Origin of the sequence: Pseudomonas sp. RIT-PI-o (genome assembly GCF_001297215.1) — a bacterium.
Classification (GTDB): domain Bacteria; phylum Pseudomonadota; class Gammaproteobacteria; order Pseudomonadales; family Pseudomonadaceae; genus Aquipseudomonas; species Aquipseudomonas moraviensis_A.
Genome location: NZ_LHPA01000018.1, coordinates 23,428 through 44,082, shown reverse-complemented (window position 1 = coordinate 44,082; position 20,655 = coordinate 23,428). Strand labels below are relative to the sequence as shown.

The 20,655-nt window shown below is 60.6% G+C and carries 17 protein-coding genes; 8 read left to right on the top strand and 9 right to left on the bottom strand.

Translation table 11 applies throughout. The features are described from left to right. Positions 1–37: 37 nt before the first annotated feature. Positions 38–415 (top strand): response regulator, encoded by a 378-nt coding sequence (locus AEQ63_RS08020; protein WP_039761562.1) that lies wholly within the window; start codon positions 38–40, stop codon positions 413–415. 45 nt (positions 416–460) lie between these two features. Here AEQ63_RS08020 and AEQ63_RS08015 read toward each other — a convergent pair whose 3' ends face one another. The 3 genes from AEQ63_RS08015 to AEQ63_RS08005 all read right to left on the bottom strand — a co-directional run bounded on the left by AEQ63_RS08015 (position 461) and on the right by AEQ63_RS08005 (position 4,816). Beyond that, positions 461–2,131 carry an ATP-binding protein gene (locus AEQ63_RS08015; protein ID WP_064362667.1) on the bottom strand — a complete coding sequence of 557 codons (1,671 nt, stop codon included), beginning with the start codon at positions 2,129–2,131 and terminating at the stop codon, positions 461–463. Further along, complete coding sequence (locus AEQ63_RS08010) at positions 2,128–3,630, bottom strand: ATPase domain-containing protein (RefSeq protein WP_064362665.1); 1,503 nt, start codon at positions 3,628–3,630, stop codon at positions 2,128–2,130. The genes AEQ63_RS08015 and AEQ63_RS08010 overlap by 4 nt, the downstream gene beginning before the upstream one ends. 130 nt (positions 3,631–3,760) lie before the next feature. Beyond that, the gene (locus AEQ63_RS08005; RefSeq protein WP_042610072.1) at positions 3,761–4,816 is read right to left on the bottom strand and encodes a tetratricopeptide repeat protein; all 1,056 of its coding nucleotides are present in this window, start codon (positions 4,814–4,816) and stop codon (positions 3,761–3,763) included. 170 nt (positions 4,817–4,986) lie between these two features. Here AEQ63_RS08005 and AEQ63_RS08000 point away from each other — a divergent pair, with 170 nt between their 5' ends. The 3 genes from AEQ63_RS08000 to AEQ63_RS07990 are packed head-to-tail and all read left to right on the top strand — an operon-like array spanning position 4,987 to position 8,282. Next, complete coding sequence (locus AEQ63_RS08000; RefSeq protein ID WP_064362663.1) at positions 4,987–7,122, top strand: FUSC family protein; 2,136 nt, start codon at positions 4,987–4,989, stop codon at positions 7,120–7,122. After that, positions 7,112–7,312 (top strand): DUF1656 domain-containing protein, encoded by a 201-nt coding sequence (locus AEQ63_RS07995; RefSeq protein WP_016774855.1) that lies wholly within the window; start codon positions 7,112–7,114, stop codon positions 7,310–7,312. The genes AEQ63_RS08000 and AEQ63_RS07995 overlap by 11 nt, the downstream gene beginning before the upstream one ends. 25 nt (positions 7,313–7,337) lie before the next feature. Beyond that, a complete protein-coding gene (locus AEQ63_RS07990; protein WP_401202046.1) occupies positions 7,338–8,282 on the top strand; it encodes a biotin/lipoyl-binding protein in 945 nt (314 codons plus the stop codon). 141 nt (positions 8,283–8,423) lie between these two features. On the opposite strand, the gene AEQ63_RS07985 is transcribed toward AEQ63_RS07990, so the two are convergent. The 5 genes from AEQ63_RS07985 to AEQ63_RS07965 all read right to left on the bottom strand — a co-directional run bounded on the left by AEQ63_RS07985 (position 8,424) and on the right by AEQ63_RS07965 (position 15,390). Then, positions 8,424–9,845: an efflux transporter outer membrane subunit gene (locus AEQ63_RS07985; protein ID WP_064362660.1), complete on the bottom strand. Its 1,422-nt coding sequence runs from the start codon at positions 9,843–9,845 to the stop codon at positions 8,424–8,426. Continuing rightward, a complete protein-coding gene (locus tag AEQ63_RS07980; RefSeq protein WP_042610067.1) occupies positions 9,842–13,033 on the bottom strand; it encodes an efflux RND transporter permease subunit in 3,192 nt (1,063 codons plus the stop codon). Before AEQ63_RS07980 ends, AEQ63_RS07985 begins: the two co-directional genes overlap by 4 nt. Before the next feature lie 15 nt (positions 13,034–13,048). Then, positions 13,049–14,302, bottom strand: coding sequence for a multidrug efflux RND transporter periplasmic adaptor subunit MexE (gene mexE, locus AEQ63_RS07975; protein ID WP_039761553.1), 1,254 nt, complete (start codon positions 14,300–14,302; stop codon positions 13,049–13,051). Between the two features lie 272 nt (positions 14,303–14,574). Further along, the gene (locus AEQ63_RS07970) at positions 14,575–15,027 is read right to left on the bottom strand and encodes a DUF805 domain-containing protein (protein WP_039761551.1); all 453 of its coding nucleotides are present in this window, start codon (positions 15,025–15,027) and stop codon (positions 14,575–14,577) included. 15 nt (positions 15,028–15,042) lie between these two features. Further along, positions 15,043–15,390 (bottom strand): DUF4190 domain-containing protein, encoded by a 348-nt coding sequence (locus AEQ63_RS07965; protein ID WP_064362658.1) that lies wholly within the window; start codon positions 15,388–15,390, stop codon positions 15,043–15,045. A 209-nt stretch (positions 15,391–15,599) separates the two neighbouring features. Between AEQ63_RS07965 and gcvA the strand changes: the two genes are divergently transcribed. The 3 genes from gcvA to AEQ63_RS07950 all read left to right on the top strand — a co-directional run bounded on the left by gcvA (position 15,600) and on the right by AEQ63_RS07950 (position 18,199). Beyond that, positions 15,600–16,505 (top strand): transcriptional regulator GcvA, encoded by a 906-nt coding sequence (gene gcvA / locus AEQ63_RS07960; RefSeq protein WP_042610064.1) that lies wholly within the window; start codon positions 15,600–15,602, stop codon positions 16,503–16,505. A gap of 75 nt (positions 16,506–16,580) precedes the next feature. Continuing rightward, positions 16,581–17,408, top strand: coding sequence for a DMT family transporter (locus AEQ63_RS07955; RefSeq protein ID WP_064362656.1), 828 nt, complete (start codon positions 16,581–16,583; stop codon positions 17,406–17,408). Between the two features lie 29 nt (positions 17,409–17,437). Next, complete coding sequence (locus AEQ63_RS07950) at positions 17,438–18,199, top strand: glucose 1-dehydrogenase (RefSeq protein WP_064362654.1); 762 nt, start codon at positions 17,438–17,440, stop codon at positions 18,197–18,199. 6 nt (positions 18,200–18,205) lie between these two features. On the opposite strand, the gene AEQ63_RS07945 is transcribed toward AEQ63_RS07950, so the two are convergent. Then, the gene (locus AEQ63_RS07945) at positions 18,206–19,120 is read right to left on the bottom strand and encodes a LysR family transcriptional regulator (protein WP_042610061.1); all 915 of its coding nucleotides are present in this window, start codon (positions 19,118–19,120) and stop codon (positions 18,206–18,208) included. Between the two features lie 270 nt (positions 19,121–19,390). Here AEQ63_RS07945 and AEQ63_RS07940 point away from each other — a divergent pair, with 270 nt between their 5' ends. Beyond that, complete coding sequence (locus AEQ63_RS07940; protein WP_064362651.1) at positions 19,391–20,413, top strand: zinc-dependent alcohol dehydrogenase family protein; 1,023 nt, start codon at positions 19,391–19,393, stop codon at positions 20,411–20,413. Positions 20,414–20,655 lie beyond the last annotated feature (242 nt).

Below are 20,655 nucleotides of genomic sequence, written 5' to 3'. Positions count from 1 at the left end.
GTCGTATCAGCAGCTATTGACCGAACATAGGCTTCCCATGAGCGTAGATGCGCAAGATGTAGTACTCGTCGTCGAAGACGAACCGGTTATCTTGATGGTCCTGACGGATTACCTGTCAGGGCAGGGCTATCGCGTGTTGCAAGCGGAAAATGGCGAGCAGGCTTTCGAGATCCTCGCCAGCAAACCTCACCTGGACATGCTGATTACCGATTTTCGCCTGCCGGGGGGAATCTCCGGCGTGCAGATCGCCGAGCCGGCCGTCAAATTGCGACCGGACCTCAAGGTGATCTTTATCAGCGGCTACCCGCAGGAAATCCGCGAGACTGGCAGTCCGATCACGAACAAGGCACCGATTCTCGAAAAACCGTTCGATCTGGATGTGTTGCAGGAAAAGATTCAGGAATTGCTGGCCTGATTAATACGACGGGCGCCGTAATCCGTCATCACGGCGCCGGTTGTTTTAGCTATTGATCATCTCGCGCACCTTTGCGGTGAGCAGATCAAAGGTGAAGGGCTTGGTGATCATCTGCATCCCCGAGTCGAGGAAGCCACCACGCACCGCCGCGTGCTCGGCATAACCGGTAATGAACAAGACTTTCAGACCCGGTCGATATTGCCGACCGACCTCCGCCAGTTGCCGACCATTCATGCCCGGCAGACCGACGTCGCTGATCAGCAGATCGATGCGCTGCGTCGAGTTGAGGATCGGCACGGCGCCATCGGCGTCACTGGCTTCTACGAACGCGTAACCCAACTCACTGAGCACGGCGCTGACCAACACCCGCACCGCCGGGTCGTCTTCGACGATCAACACGGTTTCGCCGTCCATCGCGTAGGGCGCCTGTTGTGAATCCGAGACCGGTTGCTCGGCTTCCTCACCGCGAAAACGCGGCAGATACAGTCTGACAGTGGTGCCTTGATCGACTTCACTATCGATCGACACATGCCCGCGTGATTGCTTGCTAAAGCCATAGATCATCGACAGGCCCAACCCGGTGCCCTGGCCGATCGGCTTGGTGGTGAAGAACGGATCGAACGCGCGGCTGACTACGCTCTGCGGCATGCCGCTGCCGTTGTCAGTGACGCTGAGCATCACGTAGTCGCCCGGTTCCAGATTGCTGTAAGCCGCAGTGAAATCGCGATGCAGAACCTGATTGCTGGTCTCCACCACCAGTTTGCCGCCCTCGGGCATCGCATCACGGGCGTTGATTACCAGATTGAGCAGGGCGCTTTCGAGTTGATTGGGATCGGCTTCGGCCACCCAGAGGTTGTCGTCGAGGCGCATTTCCAGATGAATGCTTTCATTGAGGCTGCGTTGCAGCAGCTCGCCCATCGATAGCACCAGCGTGTTCATTTGCACGGCTTTCGGGTCGAGTGACTGACGGCGCGAGAACGCCAGCAGGCGATGGGTCAAGCCGGCGGCGCGGTTGGCGGACGTCACGCCGAGATCGATCAGGCTGTCGAGATCCTCGGTACGCCCCCTGGCCAGACGTCGGCGCAGCAGTTCGAGGCTACCGATAATGCCGGTGAGCATGTTGTTGAAGTCATGGGCGATACCGCCGGTGAGTTGGCCGACCGCTTCCATTTTCTGCGATTGGCGCAGGGCTTCTTCATTGTGGCGAAGTTGCGCGGTGCGTTCTTCGACCTGCTGCTCGAGGGTTTCCAGGGTCGATTGCAGGCGTCGTTCGCTTTCACTCAGGTCGATCAGACGATCGCGCGCTTCATATTGTCGTCGCCGCCCGCGCAGGGCGGCGGAGACCAGACTGACCAGCGTCGCGGGATGGAAAGGTCGTTCGAGAAACGTCACGTTGCCCAGCAGCGCGCTCAGTCGCGACGGCGGCCCCTGTTCCTCGCCGCCGTGATGAGTCAGCAGGACGATTGGCAGATCCGACCATGCGGGTTGCTGATCGAGGTACTCGATCAGATCACCGAGTTCCGGCCCGCGCAGCGCTTCGGCGGCAATCAGCAGCAGCCCTGCGCCGAGTTCCAGCTCGGTCCGCAGAGCGCCAAGATCCGGCGCAATCAGGCCACCGTAACCGGCCTCATTGAGGATCATCAGCGCAATCTGACCGTCGCGACCCATGGGCGCCAGAATCAGCACCCGTTCGGCCAACGGGGTATTGACCGTCACAAGCTTTCATCCTCGAGCAGCGGATTACCCGCTCCGATGTAGGTCGGCACGCCACGCAGCACGCCCTGGAAGGATTCCAGCGGTTGACCGATGGTCATGCCGCGCGAGGAAATCCGGTATTCGCGAATGGTCGATTCGTGGCTACCGGTGCGTTTTTTGATAATCGAAATGGCCCGACGGACCTTGCCCAGGGCTTCGAAGTAACGCAACAGAATCACCGTGTCGGCCAGGTAGGTGATATCCACCGGCGCCTGCATGTCGCCGACCAGACCGTGCTGGGCAACAGTCATGAAGGTCGCTGCGCCTTTACGGTTGAGGTACAGCAGCAGCTCATGCATGTGCAGCACCAGCGCATTTTCTTCCGGCATCGCCGCTTGATAACCGTTGATGCTGTCGATAACGACGGTCTTGATGTCGCGCTCGTCAACGCAACGGCGCACGCGATGCGACAACTCACCGGGCGACAGCTCAGCGGCGTCCACTTGCTCGATCAGCAGATTGCCAGTCGCCTGCAAGGCTTTAAGGTCGATGCCGATATGGCGCATACGCTCGAACAGCAAGCCCAGCTCTTCATCGAAAATGAACAGCGCGGCTTTCTCGCCGCGAGCCACCGCAGCGGCAGCGAAGATCATCGAAATCAGTGATTTGCCGGTACCGGCCGGGCCGAGAATCAGCGTGCTTGAGCCGGTTTCGATACCGCCACCGAGCAGGGCGTCCATTTGCGGGATACCGCTGGACAACTGCAGACGTGCGTAATCGCCGCGATGTTCGGCCGCCACCAGGCGTGGAAAGACGTGGACGCCGTCGCCCATGATGGTGAAGTCATGGAAACCGCCACGGTATTTCTGTCCGCGATACTTGACCACTCGTACTCGACGACGCTCGGCGCCGTAGCTCGGTGTCAGCTCTTCAAGGCGGATGACGCCGTGGGCGACACTGTGCACGGTTTTGTCGAGGGACTCTGTGGTCAGGTCATCGAGCAACAGGACGGTGGCGTCGTAGCGCACAAAGTAGTGCTTGATCGCCAGGATCTGCCGACGATAGCGCAAGGAGCTTTGCGCCAGCAGACGGATTTCCGAGAGGCTGTCGAGCACCACGCGGGTCGGTTTGAAGCGCTCGACCACTTCGAAAATCTGCTTGGTCGCCTCACCCAGCTCAAGGTCCGAGGAGTACAGCAGACTTTGCTGGTGCTCGGCGTTCAGCAGGCTTTCCGGCGGCGTCAGTTCGAAGATCTGGATGTTCTCGTTCAGCTCCCAGCCATGGGAGAGTGCACCTTGACGCAGTTCTTTCTCGGTTTCCGAGAGAGTGATGTACAGGCAGCGTTCCCCCGCCAGCGCTCCGGCGCGGAGGAAATGCAGAGCTACCGTGGTTTTGCCGGTCCCGGGTTCACCCTCGAGCAAAAACACATGGCCGCGAGACAGGCCACCGGCGAGGATGTCATCCAGACCTGCGATGCCAACGGCAGCTTTCGCACTGATCAACTCGTTTGATGTAGTCAAAAAATGCCCTCTTATGACTAGGGTACGGCGGCTGGCTTAGGTGAGCCGCCTGAGTAACTTGACCTCAGGGCGTGTTCACGGTTCCGCTTTTTCTTTGGACAGGTGGCCGATTGCACCCGCTATAGCTTGATTAAAGACCTTGTTGCAGGGCCGGGTCGTCTGGATTCAGTTGTTCGAGTTGCGCCAGCAGAATCTGTACATTCTGCAACTGGCCGCTTTCCTTCCAGTAATTGATCAGCAGCACCCGCGCCTTGCGGTCGGCGGGGTGGCGCTGGACGATTTCCTGCAATTGTTTCTGCGCCGCTTCCAGCTCTTCTGCGCTGTGCAGAGTGGTGGCAAGGTCGTAGCGATAATCCTTGTTGTCGGGCTCCAGCTCGACGGCTTTGGACAGGCCCAGCAGCGCGTATTCGCGCTGGCCGTGATGCAGCAGCCACAGACCGAGGGCGTGCTGCAGATAGGCCGAATCAGGCTGCGCCTTGAGCTGGCGGGCGAGTAACTGGCGAGCGGCATCGCTTTGACCCTGGCGATCGAGTACATCGATTTGCATGACCAGCGCCGGCAGGTTGCCGGGCTCCAGGCGCAAGGTATTGTCCAAGGCCTCTTGAGCCTGTTTGTACTCGGCGTTGTGAATATACAGGCGGGCCAATTGCGCATAATGGGCGGCGCTTTCCGGCTGGCTTTCGAGATTCTGCTGCCAGCCATCGATGGCCTGCTGCAGCGGCGCGAAATACAGGCCCAGCTCGTCAGGCGTCAGGCCGAGCAGGGCATTGATTGCGGCAAAACGGACCGTTTGTTCTTCATCGTCGAGCAACGGCCCGAGCAACAGACTGCGCTGCCCGCCGGGTACGAGGCCGACGATGCTTCTGATCGCCGCGACGCGCACTTGTGGCGCTTCGTGGTGCAAGTCGATATCAGCGAGTTTCAGTGCCTGCGGACTCGGATAATTGGGCAGCTCGCCATGCAGCCAGACCCGGCGCTTGACCGAGATGTCCGGGCGGCCCAATTGCTGGTACAACTGGCGCGCCGCTCCGGGTTCACCGGTACGGGCGGCGTTGAGCGCTTCGCTGTAGCCATGTTTGATAGCATCGGGAATGGTCGGTGTGCTGCTGCGCAAGGACAGCCAGATGACGCCGAGGATCAGTACGAGGCCTAGGCCGATCAGCAGGTTGCGGCGGGACTGAATCATGCGGGTTTCCGAAAGCTTCGAACTTGAGCAGAGCGGCAAGCTTCGGTCAGCTTGGCGCGTGAGTCAAACCCTTGCCAGCGAAACGTCCTACGACACGTGTCGACTGTGAAATCCGTCAGGCTTTTGTTGCAGTGTCTACGCTTGCAGAAGTCGTTTTAAAGAGTGTGCCCATGTCAGCGCTGTTCACCTATTTCAAGGCTTTGATCCATCCTGGTCAGGCTGTTTTGCTGTTTGCCCTGCGGACCATCGCCGCCGGGCTGTTGACCCTTTATCTGGCGTTCATTTTCGATCTCGAACAGCCGAAATGGTCGATCATGGCCGTGGTGATTGTCAGCCAGCCACTGGCGGGGATGGCGCTGGCGCGCAGTTTCGGTCAGGTGATCGGCACCACCGTGGGTGCGGCGGTGGCAGTGCTGATCATGGCGATATTTCCTCAGGCGCCGCTGCCGTTCATTACCACATTGGCGTTGTGGCTGGCGCTGTGCACGGCGGGCGGCACGTTGTTGCGCTACACCAGCTCGCAGGCGTTCGTGCTCAGTGGCTACACCGCAGTGGTTGTGGCGTTGCTGGCGATTCCAGATCAGGACGGCACCTTTTTGCTCGCCGTCACCCGAGTCACCGAAACCCTGCTGGCGGTGGCCTGCGTGTGCGTGGTCAGCTTGCTCACGGCCCGGCCTGAAGCTGTCGCCAAGGGCTATTTCGCCAAAATCGATCAGGTGATCAAACTGGCGGCCAGCCACGCCGCCGAGGTGCTTCGCACGGAAGAAAGCGAAGCCGAGTTCCAGCGTCGGCAGATGCAACTGCTCGGTGAAATCAGCGCACTGGAAGGGTTGCGGCGCCATTTGTATTTCGATGCGCCGCGTCTGCGCAGTGCCGACAACCTGGTATTGCTGCTCGGCAATCAGCTGACGTTGCTGACGTCGCGACTGACCGCGCTGCGGCATCAACGCGAATTGCTCATCGAGCGCTGGGAGGGCGATCTGCCGCTGGAGGTTCAGCAACTGCGGGCCGAGGAACTGGCATTGCTTAAGCAATTGGCGCAACAGGGGCGCGCGCTGTCTGGCGCCGATCGGCAGCGCTTCGTCACGTTGCAGCAACAGTTCGAAGCCTTGGCCTACAAGGCCGAGCAGCAGACCGAGAACATGAGCGCGACCCTGCGTTCACTGGCGTGGGCGTTGCGTTGGGAGCAGGCGCGCCTGCTGCAGCAACTCGACCAGATTCTCGAACTGAGCGACGCCATACAGGAAGGGCGCCCGGCCAGTTGTCTGTATCGCGGCCAGAGCAGTCCGTTGCACCTGGATTTCACCCTGGCCTCGATGAACGCGATTCGCGCTTTTACTGCGCTTCTGGTCAGCGGGCTGATCTGGATCGAAACCGCGTGGGATGGCGCCCGGGGCGGGATGATTCTGGTGGGGATTCTCTGCTCGCTGATGGCGACCTTCCCGCGTCCGCTGATGGCTGCGCAAAGCTATGCGCGGGGCCTGGGCCTGGCGCTGGTGGTGTCGGCGCTCTATCAGTTCATGCTGGTGCCGGCGATCAGTGATTTCGAGATGCTCGCCTTGCTGCTCGCGCCGCTGCTGTATGCCATTGCCGTGGGCATTTCCAGTCCGGCCACCGCCGGGATAGGCATGGGCCTCGGCCTGTCGAGCTTTCTCATGCTCGGACCGCAAAATACCGGCACCGGGCAGAACACGGCGATCCAATGGTTCGAATTTGCCGGCGCTTATGTCAGTGCAGCGATGCTGGCCCTGATCGTCTATGCACTGATCTTTCCCTTCCGCCCGGACTTGCGCATTCGCCGTTTGTACGGCGAAGCGCGGGAGCAGGTGTACCAGCTCAGCAAAATGCCGGCGACCGATGAACAACAATTCGCCTTCGAGAGTCGGATGACCGATCGCCTGACCAGCATGCTCGGCCTGCTCCCAGCGGCGAACGACCGCGCCATGCAGCGCCTGTACGAAATCAGTCTGGCTTGCGTGGCCGTGGGCGTCGCCATGCATCAACTGCGGCAGCAGGCTTTGAACAATGGATTGCTCACCGACGCGTTCGGCCAGCGCCTGGCGTCGGCGTTACGCAAAACCGGTCGCCTGGTTGCCGGACGCGGTGATGTGCAACTCGCCGCACTGCTTGCCACGCTGCACCAACTCGGAGATGAGCTGGACGAGCTGCACGCCGACAGTCACGAACATTTATGGTCGGTGTTCCGTATGCGCGTGGCGCTGCTGATTGTGGTGTCGTTCCTCGAGCGCCACGGCGAGCATCTGCAACCTCAAGTCCTGCAAGGAGAACCGCAACTTGCCCATTGATTTCGAGATTGGCGGCGTCTATCTGCCGCCGATTGCCCAAGCGCTGTTACTGGCGATTCCGATTTTCATGTTGCTGGACTGGTGCCTGCGGCGCCTGGGCGTACTGCGCCTGGTCTGGCATGAAGCGCTGTTCGAGGGCGCGCTGTACGCCTGTGTCTGTGCCACGCTGATTCTGTTGATGGGAGCCTGATGTCTTGAAAGCGCTAGTTGCACGAATGATGACCGTGGCTGTGGTGATCCTGGCGATCGTCCTTGGCTGGTTCGCCTGGGAGTATTACACCCGCGCGCCGTGGACGCGGGATGCCCGGGTGAGGGCGGATGTGGTGACGCTGTCGGCAGATGTTTCGGGGCGTATCGTCAAACTGGCGGTGCAGGACAACCAGCATGTCGACAAGGGCCAATTGCTGCTGGAGATCGATCCGGCGCGCTATCAATTGGCGGTCGAGCATGCCCGGCGTTCGGTGGAAGTGTCCAAGGCTTCGCTGGGGCAATCGCAAGCGGCGATCGTCGCCAGTGAAGCCCTGCTCAAACAACGCCAGAGCGAAGAACGTCGGCGACGCACGCTAAAGCAAGGCTTCGCGATTTCCGGTGAGGAGTGGGAGAAATCCAGCACCGACGTGGCGGTTGCCCAGGCGGATCTGTTGCGCAATCAGGCCAACCTCGGGCTGGCTGAGGCCAATGTGCAACTGGCGATTGCCGCGCTGACTCAAGCCGAACTGGATCTGCAGCGCACCCGTGTCGAATCGCCGGTCAGCGGTTACGTGACCAACCTGCTGACCCGCCAGGGTGACTACGCGCAGGCAGGCGGAGCACTGCTGGCGCTGGTCGACAGTGATTCGTTCTACGTCAGCGGTTATTTCGAAGAAACCAAGCTGCCGCGAATCGAGGAGGGCGACCGGGTGCGCATTCAGTTGATGAGCGGCGAGAGCTTCGGCGGCACGGTAGAAAGCATCGCCTTCGCCATTGCCGACCGCGAGAACGCGCCGGGCAGTCGACTGCTGGCGAACATCAACCCGAGCTACACCTGGGTGAAACTGGCGCAGCGGGTGCCGGTGCGCATTGGCATTGATGGTGATTTTGCCGGGAAGAACCGCCTGCGCGCGGGCACAACGGCCACAGTGACGGTTTTGGAGGATCACAAATCTCAAGACCGCCCATGAACCACTGTGGGAGCGAGCAGGCTCGCTCCCACAAGGAATTCAAGCGCTGCTCAAGGGCATAAAAAAACCCCGCGACCGAATGATACGCGGGGCAAAAAAATTGGTTGGTTGCGGCCAACCAAAGGAGCTCTTTAACAATCTTTACTGGCTGGCGACTGTCTCCGGTTGCCAGCCACCGCCGAGGGCCTTGTAGATCGCGACGATGCCGCGATACAGATCGACTTCGGCCTGGGCCTGACTGTCTTCGGCGTTCAGGCGCTCACGTTGGGCGTCGAGCAGGACGAGGAAATCGGTGGTGCCTTCGCGGTAGCGGATTTCCGCCAGATCAGCGGCCTTGCGACTCGATTCGCTCTGACGAATGAGCGAAATCAAGCGTTGCTGACGTTTGCCGTAATCACTGAAAGCGTTTTCCGATTCTTCCAGAGCCAGCAGCACTTGTTGCTCGTAGTTGGCCAGTGCGCCTTCGGCATCGGCGTCAGCGCCACGCAGACGAGCGCGGACGCTGCCGAGGTCAAACGCAGCCCAGGTAATACTCGGGCCGAGCGCCCAGGCGTTGGCCGCCGAGGAACCGATCTGCGAGCCGCGCCCCGCCGTCCAGCCGAGGAAGCCGCTGAGGCTGACCCGGGGAAACAGGTCGGCTTTGGCCACGCCGATGCGCGCAGTGGCCGAAGCCAGTTGCCGCTCGGCGCTGAGGATGTCGGGACGACGTTGCAGCAGTTCACCCGGATCACCGATCGGCAGCGCTTTGGCAATCGCCGGCAAGTCTTTCGGACTCAGATCCACGGTCAGTTTGTCCGGGCGTTCACCGAGCAGGGTGGCAATACGGTTTTTCTGCCGGACCTGTTCCGCTTGCAACTGCGGCACGCTGGCTTCGACGTTGGCCAGACGCGCATCGGCGCGCTCGACATCGAGCTGATCACCGACACCGGCATCACGCAGGCTGATGGTGATCTTGCGCGACTCGTCCTGGTTGTTGAGGTTGGCCACGGCGATTTTTTCCCGCAGCTGCGCGCCGCGCAGTTGACCGTAGGCGTCGACCAGTTCGGCAATCATGGTGACTTGCAACTGGTACAGATCGGCTTCGGCAGCCTGCTGGTCGGCGTCGCTGGCTTCCAGATTGCGCTGGATGCGCCCGAACAGGTCGAGCTCCCAGGCCATGTCCAGACCCAGGTCATAGCGTTCGCTATTGACCCGGTCGGTGGTCTGGCCGGGAATCTGGCCTTTGCCCAAGTCACTGCTGGCGCGGCTGGTGATGGTCGGCATCGCGTCGTTGCTGGCGTCGTCGCGGATCGCCCGGGCGGCTTTCCAGCGGGCGAACGCCACGCGCAGTTCACGGTTGCCTTGCAGCGACTGACTTACCAACTGGTTGAGGGTCGGATCGTCGAATTGCTGCCACCAGATGCCTTCGAATTTCGAACGGTCGAAGTTCTTTTGTCCGGCGGCGCCGTCGGTGGCGGTCGTGATGTTGGCCGCCTCCGTGGCTGGGGTCTTGTAGTCGGGGCCGACGGCGCAGGCGCTGAGGGCCAGCACCAGCAGACTCGGCAGGAAGACTTTCAGACTCATTGGTGCGCCTCCAGTGGCTTTTGAAGAGTGTGTGCCTTGGCCGCTTTGCGCTGCTCACTGCGTTCAACGAAGTTACGGATCAGCACGTAGAACACCGGCGTCAGCAGCAGACCGAAGAAGGTCACCCCAAGCATCCCGGAGAACACCGCCACACCCATGGCGTGACGCATCTCGGCACCGGCACCGCTGGAGAACACCAGTGGCACCACGCCCATGATGAACGCGAAGGAGGTCATCAGGATCGGCCGCAGACGCAGGCGGCAGGCTTCCAGAACCGCAGCGAGCGGGTCGAGGCCTTCTTCCTGTTTGTCCTTGGCGAACTCTACGATCAGAATCGCGTTCTTGCAGGCAAGTCCCACCAGTACGATCAAGCCGATCTGGGTGAAGATGTTGTTGTCACCGCCGGAAATGATCACACCGGTGATGGCGGACAGCAGGGTCATCGGTACGATCAGGATCACTGCCAGTGGCAGGCTCCAGCTTTCGTATTGCGCGGCGAGTACCAGGAACGCCAGCAGTACGCAGAGCGGGAACACGAACAGCGCGGTGTTGCCGGACAGAATCTGCTGGTACGTCAGATCGGTCCATTCGTAGGTCATGCCGTTCGGAAGTTCTTCCTTGAGCAGTTTCTCGATGGCTTTTTCCGCCTGGCCCGAGCTGTAGCCGGGGGCTGCGGCACCGTTGATTTCCGCGGTGATGAAGCCGTTGTAGTGCATTACCCGATCCGGCCCGGAGGTGTCGCTGACCTTGATGAAGGTCGCCAGCGGGATCATTTCGCCTTTGTTGTTGCGTACTTTCAGTTGACCGATCTGATCGGATTCAAGACGGAACTGTTGTTCGGCCTGAACGTTGACCTGATAGGTACGCCCGAAGCGGTTGAAGTCGTTGGCATACAGCGAACCCAGGTAGATCTGCAGGGTGTCGAAGATGTCGCTGACGGCCACGCCGTGGGTCTTGGCTTTTTCCCGGTCGATGGCGGCATCGACCTGCGGCACGTTCACCGTGTAGCTGGTGAACAGACCGGCCAGTTCCGGCACGTTGTGGCTCTTGTTGATGATGTTCATGGTTTCTTTGTACAGCTCGTCGTAGCCCAGGTTGCCCCGGTCTTCGATTTGCAGGCGGAAACCACCAATGGTGCCCAGGCCCTGTACCGGCGGTGGCGGGAAGATCGCCATGTACGCTTCCTGAATGTTCGCGTACTGACCGTTCAAGGCACCGGCAATCGCGCCGGCGGACATGCTCGGGTCTTTACGCTCGTCGAACGGTTTCAGGGTCACGAAGACGATGCCGGCGTTCGGGCTGTTGGTGAAGCCGTTGATCGACAGGCCCGGGAACGCTACGGCGCTTTCCACGCCTGGCTGTTTCAGCGCGAGGTCGGACATGCGCTTGATCACGTCTTCGGTGCGATCCAGGCTCGCGGCGTCCGGCAATTGCGCGAAGGCCACCAGGTATTGCTTGTCCTGGCCCGGTACGAAACCGGTCGGCGTGCTGGAGAAACCGAAGAAGGTCAGCACCATCAGGCCTGCGTACAGCAGCAGAGCGATGCCGCTGCCGCGGATGACCCGGCGCACGGTGCCGACGTAGCCATGGCTGGCGCGGTCGAAGAAGCGGTTGAACGGACGGAACAGCCAGCCCCCGAAGATCTTGTCGAGCACCTTCGAGAAGCGGTCTTTCGGCGCGTCGTGGCTTTTCAGCAACACAGCGGCCAGCGCGGGCGACAGGGTCAGCGAGTTGAACGCCGAGATCACGGTCGAGATGGCGATGGTCAGAGCGAACTGTTTGTAGAACTGCCCGGTGAGGCCGGAAATGAACGCCGCCGGAACAAACACTGCACACAACACCAGTGCCGTTGCGATGATCGGCCCGGTCACTTCGCGCATGGCACGTTTGGTGGCTTCGACCGGCGTCAGTCCGAGTTCGATGTTCCGTTCGACGTTCTCTACCACCACGATGGCGTCGTCGACCACGATACCGATGGCCAGTACCAGACCGAACAGCGACAGGGCGTTGAGTGAGAAACCGAACAGGTGCATGACCGCAAACGTACCGATCAACGATACCGGAACCGCGACCAACGGAATGATCGAAGCGCGCCAGGTCTGCAGGAACAGAATTACCACCAGCACCACGAGGATCAGTGCTTCGAACAGGGTGTGAACCACCGCCTCGATCGAACCGCGGACGAAGATCGTCGGGTCATAAACGATGCTGTAGTCCATGCCCTGGGGGAAGCCTTTCTTCAGCTCTTCCATCTTGCCGCGCACTTCGTTGGAAATGTCGATGGCGTTGGAGCCCGGACGCTGGAAGATCGGAATCGCTACGGCCGGCTGGTTGTTCAGCAACGAACGCAGGGCGTACTGACTGGAGCCGAGTTCGACGCGAGCGATGTCTTTGAGACGGGTGATCTCCCCGTCGTCGCCAGAGCGAATGACGATGTTCTCGAACTCTTCCTCGGAGACCAGACGGCCCTGAGTGTTGACCGACAGCTGAAAGCTTTGCGCGGTCGGGGCAGGGGGCGCGCCCAGTTGACCGGCGGCGACCTGACGGTTTTGCTCGCGAATGGCGGTGACCACATCGGTCGCGGTCAGATTGCGCGAAGCGGTCTTGTTCGGGTCGAGCCAGACTCGCAGCGAGTAGTCACCCATACCGAACAACTGCACGTCACCGACACCACCCAGGCGAGCGAGCTCGTCCTTGATGTTGAGGATCGCGTAGTTGGACAGGTAGAGCATGTCGTAGCGCTTGTCCGGCGAGGTCAAGTGCACAACCATGGTCAGGTCGGGCGAAGCCTTGTCGACGGTGATACCGATGCGCGTCACTTCCTCGGGAAGCTTCGGCTCGGTTCGGGTCACCCGGTTCTGCACCTGCACCTGCGCGTTGTCCAGGTCAGTGCCCAGGGCGAAGGTGATGGTCAGGGTGATCTTGCCGTCAGCGGTCGATTGCGAGGACATGTACAGCATGTTCTCGACACCCGTGATCGCCTGCTCCAGCGGAGCGGCTACGGTTTCACCGATGACCTTGGGGTTGGCGCCCGGGAAGTTGGCGCGCACGACCACGGTCGGCGGCACGACTTCCGGGTATTCACTGATCGGCAACTGGAACAGCGAGATCGCACCGGCGATCAGGATCAACAGCGAGAGCACCGCTGCGAAGATCGGCCGGGAAATGAAGAATTGGGAAAAATTCATCGGAGTTGTCGTCCCTTAACCGCGTGGGGTCGTAGCAGCCAGCTTCGCAGCCGAACCCGATGCGCCCTTGGCAGGGGCAACTTTGGGCAGGTTGCTGGCTTCCAGCGCTTGACGTTGTTGAGCAAGGGCGGCGAGGGTCTGCTCGCTGGCCATCGGAATCACTTCAGGGGTAACCGGAGAGCCGGGACGAACCCGCTGCAGCCCCTTGACGATGATGGTGTCGTCCTTGTTCAGACCGTTGCGAACGATGCGCAGGCCTTCGATCTTCGGACCGAGCTCGACGGCGCGGTAGGCGGTCTTGTTGTCGCCATCCATCACCAGCACGAACTTCTTGCCCAGGTCAGTGCCAACGGCTTCGTCGTTGATCAACATGGCGTTATAGGTGCCGCTGCCGACCAGTTTCAGTCGTGCATAGAGGCCCGGGGTGTAGGTGCCGTCAGCGTTGTCGAACACGGCGCGACCACGGATGGTGCCGGTTTTCGGATTGACCTGATTGTCGACGAAGTTCATCTGGCCCAGGTGCGGGTTGCCGTCCTCGTTGGACAGGCCCATGTACACCGGCGTGGTTGCGCCGCGCTGGCCGTTGCGGGCCAGTTGGGTGTATTTGAGGAACACGCGTTCGTCGGCGTCGAAGTAGGCGTAGACCTTGTCGGTGGAGACGACGCTGGTCAGCGCAGTGGTGTCGGCGGTCACCAGGTTGCCGGCAGTGATTTCGGCGCGGCTGACGCGGCCACTGATCGGTGCGGTAACGCGGGTGAAGCTCAGGTTCAGTTTGGCCAGGTCCAGTTGTGCTTGCAGAGCACCGACGGCGGCGCGGGCCTCTTGGGCGGCGCTGGTGCGCGAGTCGGCCAGTTCAGCGGAAATGGCGTTGCTGGTGCGCAGGCGTTCACCGCGAGCTGCTTCGTTTTCGCTGCGAGTGGCGGTGGCGCGGGCTTGGGCGACCAAGGCTTCGAGGCGGCGTACCTCGGCCTGGAACGGACGCGGGTCGATCTGGAACAGCAGGTCACCTTTCTTGACCAGTGCGCCTTCGGTGAAGGCGACCTGATCGATCTGGCCCGAAACCCGTGGCCGGATCTCTACGGTTTCCGGCGCTTCGAGACGCCCGGTAAATTCATCCCACTCGTTGACCGGTTGTTCCAGCACCTTGGCTACGCTGACTTTGGCAGCGGGCGGGGCGCCGGCAGTCTCCGGAGTTTTGCCGCAGGCGCTCATCACCAGTACGGCCAGCATGGCCAACGGGAAGCGCAAATGTTTGAGTGATTGTTCCATGGATGCAATCCGCCGAAGTATTGAAGATGGGCGGATGATGCTCGGCGGGGGTGTGATGGCACGAATCGAATGAAGCGAAGGTAACTATCATTCGGAATGATATAAGCGCCGAGACAGCCCTCTAGCATGCACCTTTCGTTAGGTGCCTATCAATCGGCTTCAAGGCAATTCTGTGTTGCGCGATTCGCAATGATTCACCGCAATTGAAAATCCTCGACCATAAATGAAGAAACGGCCATGAAGGCCGTTCCGGTCAGCGTGTTGCCGTTGTGTCAGTTGATGCCTTTGCGGTTGGCACCGAAACGGTTCGGCCCAGGCTGGCTGTCCTGCGCCAGGAAAACGATGTTGACGATCGGCAGCAGCAACCACCAGCCACTGCGATCCGTGTCGTGCATACGGCGCACGCCGACAGCAATGCTCGGGATCAGCAGCGCCAGATTATAAAGGCCTTGCAGCACGCCACCAGTGTTGGCAAAGCCGTCAATGAAGCCCACCACGAACGCGACGCCCATGTTGATCAGGAAGAACAACCAGTATTCACGGCGCGTGGCGCGACCGTTGAACACGGCGTAATTCTTCAACGCCTCAAGGTAAGGGTTGCCTGTCGTGATGGCAGGGCCGCTTGGGTAGGCCTGCGGAGCCGCCTGAGGCGCGCCGCACTGAGGGCACGCCAGCGCTAGCGTACTGATTTCCTTGGCGCAACCGCGGCAGTAAACCATGCTCATATTTTTTCCCTAAAATTATTGGATCGATAGACAGAAAAGAACCAGCGCGGTCAGGCCTGACAATATGATGCCGGCGATCGCGAGGTTTCTTCCGGGGTGTTTTTCGTTGATGGAGATGATGCCGCAAGCCAGACCTGCGACGCTGAACAGTCCGACGCCGAGGATCGTTTCGAAGTCCCAATCGGAATCATCAAACAGAGTGATAGCGCAGATAATTCCGAAGATCAGCGAAACGATGGCCAGCCAGGGAATCCCGGCTTGCGAAGATGGCACAAAGGCCTGTTGGCTCGCCCCGCATTGGGGGCAGGTGAGCGCCGTCTCATGGAGCTCCTTGGCGCAAGCACGACAATAGACCATTGCCATCGTTTTCCTTAACTGAATGCGAATGCCCGACCCTCCATCGGCGGGGCGGCGGTAATTTAATCTCTATCGCGCGATTTGTCACGGCTCTTTGCCATCATCGTGTTATGGCAGTGTGACCAGGTACGACTGGCTGAAAACAGTGGCGTTTCGCTCTAACATGAATGGAGACTCATGCTCCGATCCTTCGCCCATCTCCGGAACCCTTCTGTATGCGAGACCTGCCCCCGACCGCAACGCTGCGCGCTTTTGAAGTCGCCACCCGACACCCGACGTTCACCGCGGCCGCGCAGGAACTGCACGTGACCCAGAGCGCAGTCAGTCATCAGCTGCGACATCTGGAGGATTTGTGGGGGCTGCAGTTGTTCGAACGCGGCAAGGCGTTACGCCTCACGGCAGCGGGCGCTACGCTGGCGCCGATCGTGCGCGAGTTTTTCATCAGTCTGGAGGCGACGCTGGACGATTTGCGCGAACAAAAGGGCAGGGTGCGGCTGCGCGTCAGCACCACCTACTCCTTTGCCTTGAAGTGGTTGCTGCCACGCTTGCCGAGCCTGTCACGCCAGCATCCGGAATTGCTGGTGTCACTGGACACCACGGACAAGATCATTCACTTCGCCAACGGCGAAGCCGACGTCGCGATCCGCTTGGGCAAAGGCAATTATCCCGGTCTGTACACGGAGTTCCTGTTTGGCGAGCAGGTGTTTCCCGTGGCGAGCCCTGAACTGCTGCAGCGCGTCGGCATGCCGGGCAGTCCCGCAGAGTTGCTGCAAATGCCCTTGCTGACCCGCGACGGCGCCGAGCTGGTGCCGAAATGGGAGGTGTGGTTTCAATCCATCGGTCTCGGGTTTTCGCCGCTGCGCGAGAGCGTCAGGTTCGGCGACACCAACATGACGGTGGAAGCCGCGTTGCTCGGTCAGGGCGTGGCGCTGGTGCGCAGCGGCCATGTCGAGAATGAAATCGGCGACGGTCGCCTGGTGAGGCTGTTCGACGTGCCTTTCCCATCGCCGCTTGCCTACTATTTCGTCTGCCCCAAAGGCATCGAAGCCCAGCCGCACATACTCAGATTTCGCCAATGGTTGCTTGGGGAAGCGTTGAAGGTGCAGAGCGCACAACTGTGAAGTATGAGCTTCTGCTCATGGTGCAATGAGCAGACTTCTCTGTAACACCGGCGCCGGGGATGCCTAGAATGCGCCATGCCTATCCATCTCGTACTCCTCGTCCTGTTCGCCGCGCTCCTGCACGCCAGCTGGAACGCGCTGCTGCGCGGCGGCGCCGATCGGCTCTGGTCGATGACAATGATGTGCGTCGCCATCGCCATCGTCTGCGCCGCCGCCGCCGTTTTCATGGCCCCGCCTGCACCTGAGAGCTGGGGTTATGCGCTGCTCTCGGCATTGCTGCATGTCGGCTACAACCTGTTTCTGGTGCGCAGCTATCGGGTTGGCGATCTAGGGCAGATCTACCCGATTTCCCGCGGTTCATCGCCGGCGCTGATTACCCTCGGCGCCGCACTGTTTGCCGGCGAAACCATCACTCCCGCTGAGCTGCTCGGCATTGGCCTGGTGTCCGGGGGGATTATTTCGTTGGCGTTCCGGGGACGCAGCCTGTCGGTGCCGAGCTTGCCTTATGCACTGGGCACCGGATGCTTCATCGCCGCCTACAGCGTCGTCGATGGCATTGGCGCCAGGCTTTCCGGAGCGCCACTCGCGTACACGGTGTGGATGAGTGCCCTGTGGGGCGTGTTGATGCCGGTGGTCTATATCGGCCTGCGCGACGCCCGTAGCCTGTTTTCCGTGCGGCCCGGAATGCTCACCGCGGTGGTCGGCGGGCTGGTCTCGCTGCTGGCCTACGCAATCGTCATCTACGCCATGAACGAAGCGCCACTGGGCGCGGTATCGGCCCTGCGCGAAACCAGCGTGCTGTTCGCTGCGTTGCTCGGCTATTTGTTCCTCGGCGAAAAGCTCACCGTCCGCCGAATGCTGGCGTGCGTGGTCATCGCCTGCGGCGCCATCATCATCGGCTGACACAGCCCAACTGTTCAGGAGAACGTCACATGCACAAGGCCTCGCAAGCACCGCTGATTCTGATCACCGGCGGCAGTCGCGGAGTGGGCGCCGCCACCGCCAGACTCGCCGCATCACAAGGCTACGACGTTGCCATCAGCTACGTCGCCAACGAGTCCGCCGCGCTGGCGGTGGTGGCCGATGTTGAAGCATTGGGGCGCAAGGCGCTGGCGGTGCGTGCTGACAGTGCTGACCCGCAGCAGGTCGCTGAACTGTTCGCGGCCATCGATCGCTCATTCGGGCGCATCGACGTTCTGGTGAATAACGCTGGTGTGCTGGCGAAACAGTCACGTATGGAAGACCTGAGCTTCGAACGCATGCAGCGTATTTTCGCGGTCAATGCTCTGGGACCGATCCTGTGCGCGCAGCAGGCGGTGAAGCGCATGTCTCAGCGCCACCACGGAGCGGGCGGCGTGGTGATCAACATTTCGTCTGCCTCGGCCCGGCTGGGCAGCCCGAATGAATACGTCGACTACGCAGCATCCAAAGGCGCGCTGGAAACCTTCACCATCGGCTTTGCCAAGGAAGTCGCGCGGGAAGGAATTCGGGTCAACTGCATTCGCCCGGGGCACATCTATACCGACATGCACGCCAGCGGCGGCGAACCGGGTCGGGTTGATCGCGTGAAGGATTCGATCCCGATGGGTCGGGGCGGACAGCCGGAAGAGGTAGCGCGGGCCATCTTGTGGCTGGCCAGCGCGGAGGCTTCGTTTGTCACCGGGACATTTCTGGATGTGACGGGTGGCAAGTAGATCCGGCTACAGGCTATCCGGGTCGCCAAAAAACATCTGAATCCGCGACCTTAACCACCGCTCTCCCGGATCATTATCCTGCGACCCGCGCCAGGCCATGTGCAATTCAAACGTACGCGTCGGCAGTGGCGGATCCTCAGCACGCAGACCGCCAGCTGCCGTCAGTGCCTCAGCCGTGTAATCGGGGACGGTCGCGACGATATCGGTTCCCGCCAGCAGCGTGCCCAATCCGTTGAACTGAGGCACCGCCAGCACCACATGGCGTTTGCGCCCCAGCTTTTCCAGTTCTTCATCGACAAAACCACTGAGGTCGCCAGCGAACGACACCAGTGCGTGCGGTCGGGCGCAGTAGTCGTCGAGGCTCAGCGGCCCCGGCACGGTGTCGGCACGCAGCAGCTTCGGTGCGCTGCGGCGCAGGACTTTGCGCTTGGCGTTGGCCGGCAGGTCGGTGGTGTAGCTGACGCCGATCGAAATCTCGCCGGAGGCGAGCAGGCCCGGCATCAATATGTAGTTGACGCGGCGCACCACGAGGACGATGCCCGGTGCTTCGGCGCGCAGGCGCTTGAGCAGCATCGGCAGCAGCGCGAACTCAACATCGTCGGACAAGCCGATGCGAAACACTGACGTGCTGGTCGCCGGGTCAAATTCGGCGGCACGACTGACGGCGGTCGAGATCGAATCGAGTGCGGGTGAGAGCAGGGCGAAGATTTCCACGGCGCGCGCGGACGGCTCCATGCTGCGGCCAGTGCGGACAAACAATGGATCGTCAAACAGGCTGCGCAGGCGCGATAACGCCGCGCTGATGGCGGGTTGGCCGAGGAACAATTTTTCCGCGGCCCGAGTCACACTGCGTTCGTGCATCAATGTTTCGAACACGATCAGCAGGTTCAGGTCGACACGACGCAGGTCATTACGATTCATCTGGAGTCCTGGCAGAGTCATCAAACTTGACGAGGGCGGCCATATGAGAACAATGGCCGGCATGAATCTTACGGGGAAAGGCTGGTACTCTGCACCGGAAAATTCAGCTTTACTGCGACGGTGGCAGGCCTTTTTTCATGGATTTTGCCAATGCCGCTCCTGCTGCGGAATCAATGACAGGCATGTCGACTATTAATAGCCACTGATGGTCTTGGGTCAAAAGCCCAGATAGAGTTCATGGCATTAGAGGTTACTTTGACGAGGTTTGCGATGTCCCGCACGATCCGTTTTCACAAGTTTGGTCCGGCCGAGGTGCTCAAATGCGAAGAGCATGCGGCCGCTCAGCCAGGTCCTGGCGAAGTGCAGGTGCGTGTCGAGGCGATCGGCATCAGTTGGTACGACACCCTGTGGCGTCAGAATCTGGCGTCGTCCCAGGCACGTCTGCCATCGGGCCTCGGTCACGAAATGGCCGGTGTGGTCACTGCCGTGGGCGCTGATGTAGACGACCTGTCCGTCGGTGACAAAGTGGCCAGTTTTCCGGCGGAAAGCCCGAACGACTATCCGGTGTACGGCGAGTCCATCGTCCTGCCGCGTACGGCGCTGACCCGTTACCCGGATGTGCTCAGCCCGATCGAAGCCAGCGTGCATTACACGCCGCTGCTGATTGCCTACTTTGCCTATGCCGATCTGGCGCGGGTCAAACCCGGGCAATTTGCTCTGGTGACGGATGCCAGTCACTGCGCCGGCCCCTCGTTTGTCCAGCTCGGTAAAGCGCTGGGTGTGCGAGTGATCGCGGCGACCAAATCGGCGGAGGAACGCGAGTACCTGCTGTCCCTCGGTGCGGAAAAAGTCATCGTCACCGAAGAGGAAGATCTGTTGATGCGCATCAACAAGATCACCGACAACCGTGGCGTCGATGTGGTTTTCGATGGCCTGGGCGGCCCGCAGATGTCGTTGCTTGGTGATGTCCTGGCGCCACGCGGCAGTCTGGTCCTGTATGGCCTGCAGGGCGGTAATCAGACCCCGTTCCCGGCTTGCGCAGCGTTTCAGAAGAATATCCAGTTCTTCGTTCACTGCATCGGCAACTTCACCGGCAAACCCGAGCTGGGCATTGTCCAGGACCACGTCGCGTTGCAACGTGCCTTGCGCGACATCAACCAATTGACCGCTGACCGTGTGTTGCTTCCGCTCAAAACCCGTGTATTCCCGTTCAACGAGTTCGTCGAAGCACACCGCTACATGGACGAATGCCCATGCCGCGAACGGGTGGCACTGCAAGTCGAGCCGGCGTAGATCCGGAGATCAGAGTCCGTGGCCTCACGGACTCTTTTTTTGTTTATGTTTCCCCCTGTCAGCAGACCTTTCCCCATCCCGCACCTCCGACTATTTCAGCAACTGAACTGGTTTTTGCTGTTCATCTGTATCTTCTAATCACACTCTAAGCGCTGATAATTGAATGATTACTTTCATCTCAAGGAATGAGCTATGGCTGTGCATTCAATTTGTCCGGGGCAATATCAAACGGCTAGCTCGGC

Coding starts and splice junctions, on each gene's coding strand:
- AEQ63_RS08020 (WP_039761562.1), top strand. CDS start 38: ATGAGCGTAGATGCGCAAGATGTAGTACTCGTCGTCGAAGACGAACCG.
- AEQ63_RS08005 (WP_042610072.1), bottom strand. CDS start 4,816: ATGATTCAGTCCCGCCGCAACCTGCTGATCGGCCTAGGCCTCGTACTG.
- AEQ63_RS08000 (WP_064362663.1), top strand. CDS start 4,987: ATGTCAGCGCTGTTCACCTATTTCAAGGCTTTGATCCATCCTGGTCAG.
- AEQ63_RS07990 (WP_401202046.1), top strand. CDS start 7,338: ATGATGACCGTGGCTGTGGTGATCCTGGCGATCGTCCTTGGCTGGTTC.
- AEQ63_RS07985 (WP_064362660.1), bottom strand. CDS start 9,845: ATGAGTCTGAAAGTCTTCCTGCCGAGTCTGCTGGTGCTGGCCCTCAGC.
- AEQ63_RS07980 (WP_042610067.1), bottom strand. CDS start 13,033: ATGAATTTTTCCCAATTCTTCATTTCCCGGCCGATCTTCGCAGCGGTG.
- mexE (WP_039761553.1), bottom strand. CDS start 14,302: ATGGAACAATCACTCAAACATTTGCGCTTCCCGTTGGCCATGCTGGCC.
- AEQ63_RS07970 (WP_039761551.1), bottom strand. CDS start 15,027: ATGAGCATGGTTTACTGCCGCGGTTGCGCCAAGGAAATCAGTACGCTA.
- AEQ63_RS07965 (WP_064362658.1), bottom strand. CDS start 15,390: ATGGCAATGGTCTATTGTCGTGCTTGCGCCAAGGAGCTCCATGAGACG.
- gcvA (WP_042610064.1), top strand. CDS start 15,600: ATGCGAGACCTGCCCCCGACCGCAACGCTGCGCGCTTTTGAAGTCGCC.
- AEQ63_RS07955 (WP_064362656.1), top strand. CDS start 16,581: ATGCCTATCCATCTCGTACTCCTCGTCCTGTTCGCCGCGCTCCTGCAC.
- AEQ63_RS07950 (WP_064362654.1), top strand. CDS start 17,438: ATGCACAAGGCCTCGCAAGCACCGCTGATTCTGATCACCGGCGGCAGT.
- AEQ63_RS07945 (WP_042610061.1), bottom strand. CDS start 19,120: ATGAATCGTAATGACCTGCGTCGTGTCGACCTGAACCTGCTGATCGTG.
- AEQ63_RS07940 (WP_064362651.1), top strand. CDS start 19,391: ATGTCCCGCACGATCCGTTTTCACAAGTTTGGTCCGGCCGAGGTGCTC.